Genomic DNA, 6,043 nt, shown 5'->3' on the forward strand with positions numbered 1-6,043 from the left:
TTAAACACCATAATACAATTGAATTTGTTTTGAAACATATTGGAAAAACGGTTCGACAGGCATCACTTGTTCGCTAAATAAATCGTAAAATTCCCCTTCATTTGCAAACACACCGCTTAATATGCCAATTTTTGTATCTTTTCCGATTGCTTCCCCTGCAAATGTTTGTTCCATTGTTTCTTTAATTAGCTTTGTTTGTATAGCCCATCCATTCGTTATCGCACTTAGTTGAACGCGTCCAAGGAAAAATGGATTTGCGACGTTATACATCCCGCCGATAACAAAAAGCGGAGCTAAATTTTCTTGCCGCCCGCGAATGTTGCGGTTTAACACTTTTAAAACTTCAAGCAGTTGAAGTACACGGTTTGCTTTTTCTTCGTTTGGAAGTTCAATCTCTCCATCTACACCGACACGGTTTAAATCAATGGTGAGCGTATATGTGTAAAAACTATGATGTTGTTCAATATTGGCTAAGTTAGCATCTTGCCCAATCCGACTTGCTAGCCCCATGTTATTTAAAAACTCTAAGTCACTTTTATACGGTTCAAGCGAAATCGCATGGCTCAGACGAACAACAGCGGGACGTTTTTGTGAATTTTTATCCGTTTTTAAATATCCAAATAAGTCCATTTCAACAGAGTCGTTAATCGTCACATCTTTTTTAAATTGAACAACCCCGCTCGCTTTGTCGACAGTATCTAAATTCCACCCAAACAGCTCATTTCCAAGGCGAACAATATCGTAACGAATGCTTTGGCGTGACGCATACGTATATACTTCCCCATCACCGCGATGGAATTTTTTCAGCTCTGAAATATTAGCAATTCCTTCTCCGTAGTTTAATGAGTTTGCTTGAAAAACGACGGTCATCGTTAACGCTTTTTTCATGCTTGAACTTCCTCCTGTTCTTCTTTATATTGATTTGCTAATAATCCGGCAATAAACGCATTCGCAACTGTCGAAAAGTCTAAATCCCGTTCATGCAGTGCATTTAAGAAAATAGGCGAAATCGGGCGATCTGCCGCCATATAAATACGCAGAAGCGTGTCCATAAAATTTTTTCTATTTCCTGCTTTAGCAGCGTTTAATAAACGGTAAGCAATGCTTGTTACTTTTTTCTCCGAACCGCTCGAACGCATAATCGCATCACGGATTTCCCGTCCTTGCATAAACAACGCGCTCACTCTTTTATCTGTCGTGGCCACATCTCTCACTCCCTTTTTAAACTGCAAAATTCGATTCCGCTCCCGCACAGCAATGTACGGACCAATCGTACTTCTTTCATTTTTAACACAATCGCGTAAATAGTGATAGATGACATGAATTGGATCTGCCCCTCGCAACACGTATTGTACGAACTGCTCGCGATAGTCATATGGTTTAATGTAATCAAGTCTATCGGCATATTGTTTGAAATAATGAGCTAGGTATATAGGCAGATGATAATAATGCAAGTGTGTTTTTTTACTACTATAGTCGGAGAAAAATTCTAAAAAAAACAAATGATCGACCGCATACTCCGATTCTTTTTTTACACTTTGAACAAGCTGACTAACAATCTTGTTGAAAGGTTCTCTTTTTTTCTTCAACTGACTAAAATGATTGTTTTTCTGTAAAACTTCCGCGAAAGTTGCGTCCGTCTGAACAAAACCTGCATACAATCGTCGTTCTGTTTGTTCATTTATCCCTTCATTTTTGAAATAAACGGTCGAGCCAATTGGTGCGAATAAAAGCACAAGTTTAGCTAATGAAGACAATGGTTTAGGTTGCTGACTATCAAAATGCCAACTGAAGTTAAACGCGTTATCTTTCGCAACACCGATTGGAGAAAATACCATTTCTTCGAAGTTGTAAAAAGCAAAACGTTCGTTAAAAAGTAGACATTTATTTATTTTCGTTCTTACATATTCCCTTATTTCTTCTACTGTTTTCTTTTTCCACTCCCTTTTCAACTGTTTAAATGGCTGATAGTCGTTATATGTTTCTAGAAAAGTGTTCATTTCTTCTGAAGAATAAATAGTTTTTATTGTTTGTTCAAATCGTAAGTCATTAAGAACAGGAACAACATAACTTTTATAAAATTCCTCAATATGTCCATCTAAATCTAAGTTGTTTTTTGCAACGTTCAAAAAAGATACTTGTCCAAAAAATGATTGTAGTATAGCTGCTTTAAAGTAATTGAACGTTAATTTTTCGTTGACCTTTTGCTCATTCATAATTTTTTTAAATTCATTGATATACTCTAGAAGTTGATTTGTGTGCTCAGCTTTTTTGACATCTTTCACCTTCTCAAGTATGTCTTCAAGCAGAGGATACGGAAAATATTTAAGTATCTTTTTTCCAGTATCTGATATAGATTTCTTAATAATTGATACGGCGTTTTTAAACTGATCTTCTTTTTTTACTTGTTCAATATAACTATCTAACTTCTCGCATTCCCTTCTAGCAACACTATACTCCTCCAATAAATACAGAAAATATGCCTTTGGCAATTGCGGAAGTACATCGGTATCCAATTCAATTCCCCATGGCTTAACCGTCACGCTATCTTTGTATTCATCGCTAATGATTCCGTTTTGTCGCCCATATTCAAACACACGATATAGCCCAACAAGCCCCATGTTGATCATCCATTCGCCCATGTGCAGTTCAATTCTCATTATTTCACCTCCTCCACTTCGAGCATTCCAAATCCTTGATTACGCCGCTTGGACAAACCAAGCTGATAAAGCAACTGTAAATCAGCAGGATCTCCGCTCATCTTAAATAAGCCATGATACGTGGTGAAATATAAATGCTGTTGTTCCCCATACTTTTCTACAAATTGACGATTAGATTCTTTGATGACCATCTTTTTAAATCGAATAGGCTGTATCGCCAACGGTCTGCATAATCCCCTTCCACGATATTCATATAAAATTGTATTTGCTAAGTAATTGATATGTTTTTCATAATTTAGATCATCTGGTGCGATTGGCGATTTATTTTCATCTTCTACTAACAAAGGTGAGAGCGTTCGGAAGACAACCGTAGGTGATGTAATCTTTCTTTCATCTCCCATGACTATTTTTCCCCGAATCAATTCGTATCCTTTATACTCAAACCTTTTTTTGCTTTGCAAACCGTTATACACGTGAAGCAAAAATTCATAATCAGGTGAACTAATAATAACGCGTAGTTCATCTAACTCAATTTCATTGCCTTTGAAGTGAAAGTTTTTCAAAAAAGGCGAGAAAACGAAAGGTTTTGTTGCATTTGCTTGCGCATATAACCGCTCATAATACTCCTCACTGGATGCTCGTATACTTTCTTTAAGGATTGAAACAATCGCCATCCGATAATGAAGCGGAATTTTTTTCACTTGAAATGAACAAATAATTCTCATAGCACACCTCCCTCCTCTCCCATTTTATCGAAAAGAAACGGAAAATGTTGTCGCTTTTTGTCAAATATAAACATTTTCCATAAAAAAAACAGCCCTTTCTAGGGACTGTTATTGTCTTTATGTTTCTAGCAACAGAGGCTATCGTCCCTACAAAAAAATATTCAAAAACGACTCCTACATACACAAAAAACCGAGTGCTATGATCCATAAATATAAGGAGATGCTCATAATATTATCCTTCCTTAACTTCTTCAACTGATTTTTTATCTTAACGCATTTTCTAATTGCTATATGCCGACAATAAGTTAAAATTCCACTATTATTCCATTGGAGTCACCGATAAGCAAAAAAGGACAGGAACCCCTGCCCTTTTCGAAGCGAAAGTGAAAGCGAATCGTTTAAACGAATAAGGAAAAGCAAATAACAAGGACTAAGGAAAACTCGCCTCAGTCCCTCGTTAGCTATACTCCTTTACATTTCTGTTTGATTAAAATATAATAAGGTCAAGAAATGTATAACCACCGAAAAGTTCGCATACGCTATTACTAAGCTATGCCCATCATAGCTTACGGGTACAACCGTATAGACCGCGATAATCGGTCACCGGTAGAGGAAAGTAATCCACCTACAGCTTGGCGGCAGGGTGGATTACTACTTTTTTGCGTTCATTTTATCAACAATAGTAATCACTAGTGTGATGAGCAATACCATAAACGTTGCCGTTCCAAGGTCAAAACTGCCTTTCACAGTCACACCCCCTTTCTGAAGGGGATTATGTGTGACCGACCACCCTGCCTATACGATTGTACCTAAAAATTAGGATACCATAAGCCTTCTCTAATCACTAGTGGACAACACCTATTGCCGCTTGCTTTTTTCGTTCAAAAAATAAAAAGAGCACTCCATTGTGCTCCCAGTTTTTCAGAACTTACGATGATTTGAACCTCTATATATAGCGGAAATCATTGTACCCTCACTCGTTTCCATAAGCGTTTTTCGATGTAGTATGTAGGGATAATAATCACCGCCCAAATGGCAAAGTAATTGAGTAAGACAAGCAGCGGGTTGCTGGTGCCGCGTTCTTTGCGAAATTTCCCATCGCGAAATTCTCCGTCCGGCGGGGTTGGCATCCCTTGTACAGCAAAAGTTGGTGCGTTTTGTTCAGCAAATTTCGGTTTAAAATCCCCTTCGCTCGGTTTTACGTGTTGCGAAATCCAATACATTCCGCCCGCCAAAAGAGCAACCGTCAACACGCTAGAAACAAGCATGCCTTTTCGCCACGTTCCGTCCTTTGCCTTGAACATTTTTTTACTAACGCCCATAATCCACTGCCAATGCAAGCCAAGGTGAAGACCGACGAGGGCAAGCGTCGTGTTGGCGGAAAGGTCGTGAATCCCGCGAACGAAGTGATTCCCTTCTAGCGCGAGGTTCGGAAACACGACGCGCGAAATCAAAATTCCCGATACAATAACCGCCGCCATCGACAGCAACAACAACACATTTAAGAAAAAACCGATTCTCGTTTTCTTCGGAAGTTCGGCAGAAAAAATTTTTTTCGTCGTGTTGATCACCCAGCGATAGTTCAACCCGATATGCACAAGAATCGCGATGCCGATCACAGTCCCAGCAATTTCGTGAAACGGCAAGCCGTTGAACACCCTCGGGTTCATTAACAACACAAACGTCAGCGCGAGCAATAAATCAAGCACGATTTTTACATAATTTTTCCTCACTTCATTTCCTCCTAACCTTTTCTACTTTTAGCGAACATCGCTCGTACTGTTTACAGTTTACTAGCCGATGGTGAAAATTGCGTGAAAAGGGAGGGGAAATTTCGCATCGCCCCCATCTTAGATAGATGTCAAATATGTGGCGGACTCGTGAGAAATATTCTATCGAAAATTCAATTTTCATCTACAAAATTCTCCATTTCCTTCTTTATTACGCCCACTTCCGTCAAAAATGTGCTGCAAAATTCAATTTCCCACATTTGCATTTCCCTTATTATGATCGCTATCCTCAACTATCCGCTTTTTCCACACGAAACAGATCGCTTCCATACCGTCTTTCACATTCGCGAAAATGAAGAACTGTTCCTTTGGAGCCGTCACCTTGAATTTCATGTGCTTGATTTGTCACAATTTATGGTAAAATGGAAGAAATACTGTCGGGAAGTGAAGCAATCGCCTGAATGGCCTTGGTTGACGATGTTGTCGGCGGTGGACAGCCGGACGAAAAAAATCGATGAAGAGATGGTTCACGAATTGGAGGGAATCGCGATGACAGAGCAAGAAATTTTAGAAGCGTTAGAAGAATGGCAAAGTTTAAGTGTTACCCCCGAAAACCGTTATGCATACGAAATGCGGCTGAAGTGGCTCCTTGATCAGCTATCGAACATTCGCAGCAGCCGAGAAGAAGGACGTCAAGAGGGGTTACAGGAAGCGATTAGAAAAATGAATGAAAAAGGTATGAGCGTCGCGGAAATTGCGAATATCCTCGATATAACAGAAAAAGACGTACGTGAACACTTGAAAGGTTGAGCCATACGAAAAACGCCAGCGTGCTATATAGGTGCACGTTGAAGCTTTAACATTTTTATCATTTACGTCGTTATTTTTCGACTGTCGGGCGACCGAACAACCAGCCGCTCCCCAGACA

General features: G+C 39.3%; 5 protein-coding genes. 1 reads left to right on the plus strand and 4 read right to left on the minus strand.

Annotated features, from left to right (window positions below; translation table 11 throughout):
• The 4 genes from cas7i to GGR02_RS06975 form a co-directional block, all read right to left on the minus strand.
• The gene (gene cas7i / locus GGR02_RS06960; RefSeq protein WP_183184004.1) at positions 1-888 is read right to left on the minus strand and encodes a type I-B CRISPR-associated protein Cas7/Cst2/DevR; all 888 of its coding nucleotides are present in this window, start codon (positions 886-888) and stop codon (positions 1-3) included.
• Positions 885-2,660 (minus strand): type I-B CRISPR-associated protein Cas8b1/Cst1, encoded by a 1,776-nt coding sequence (gene cas8a1 / locus GGR02_RS06965; RefSeq protein ID WP_183184005.1) that lies wholly within the window; start codon positions 2,658-2,660, stop codon positions 885-887. Before cas8a1 ends, cas7i begins: the two co-directional genes overlap by 4 nt.
• Positions 2,660-3,385: a CRISPR-associated endoribonuclease Cas6 gene (gene cas6 / locus GGR02_RS06970; RefSeq protein WP_183184006.1), complete on the minus strand. Its 726-nt coding sequence runs from the start codon at positions 3,383-3,385 to the stop codon at positions 2,660-2,662. Before cas6 ends, cas8a1 begins: the two co-directional genes overlap by 1 nt.
• A 962-nt stretch (positions 3,386-4,347) precedes the next feature.
• Positions 4,348-5,118 carry a DUF4405 domain-containing protein gene (locus tag GGR02_RS06975; RefSeq protein ID WP_183184007.1) on the minus strand — a complete coding sequence of 257 codons (771 nt, stop codon included), beginning with the start codon at positions 5,116-5,118 and terminating at the stop codon, positions 4,348-4,350.
• A 147-nt stretch (positions 5,119-5,265) separates the two neighbouring features.
• On the opposite strand from GGR02_RS06975, the gene GGR02_RS06980 reads away from it, so the two are divergent.
• Positions 5,266-5,925: an Rpn family recombination-promoting nuclease/putative transposase gene (locus tag GGR02_RS06980; RefSeq protein WP_229706112.1), complete on the plus strand. Its 660-nt coding sequence runs from the start codon at positions 5,266-5,268 to the stop codon at positions 5,923-5,925.
• Positions 5,926-6,043: the final 118 nt, after the last annotated feature.

The sequence above is a fragment of the Anoxybacteroides voinovskiense genome, assembly GCF_014196205.1.
Lineage (GTDB): Bacteria > Bacillota > Bacilli > Bacillales > Anoxybacillaceae > Anoxybacteroides > Anoxybacteroides voinovskiense.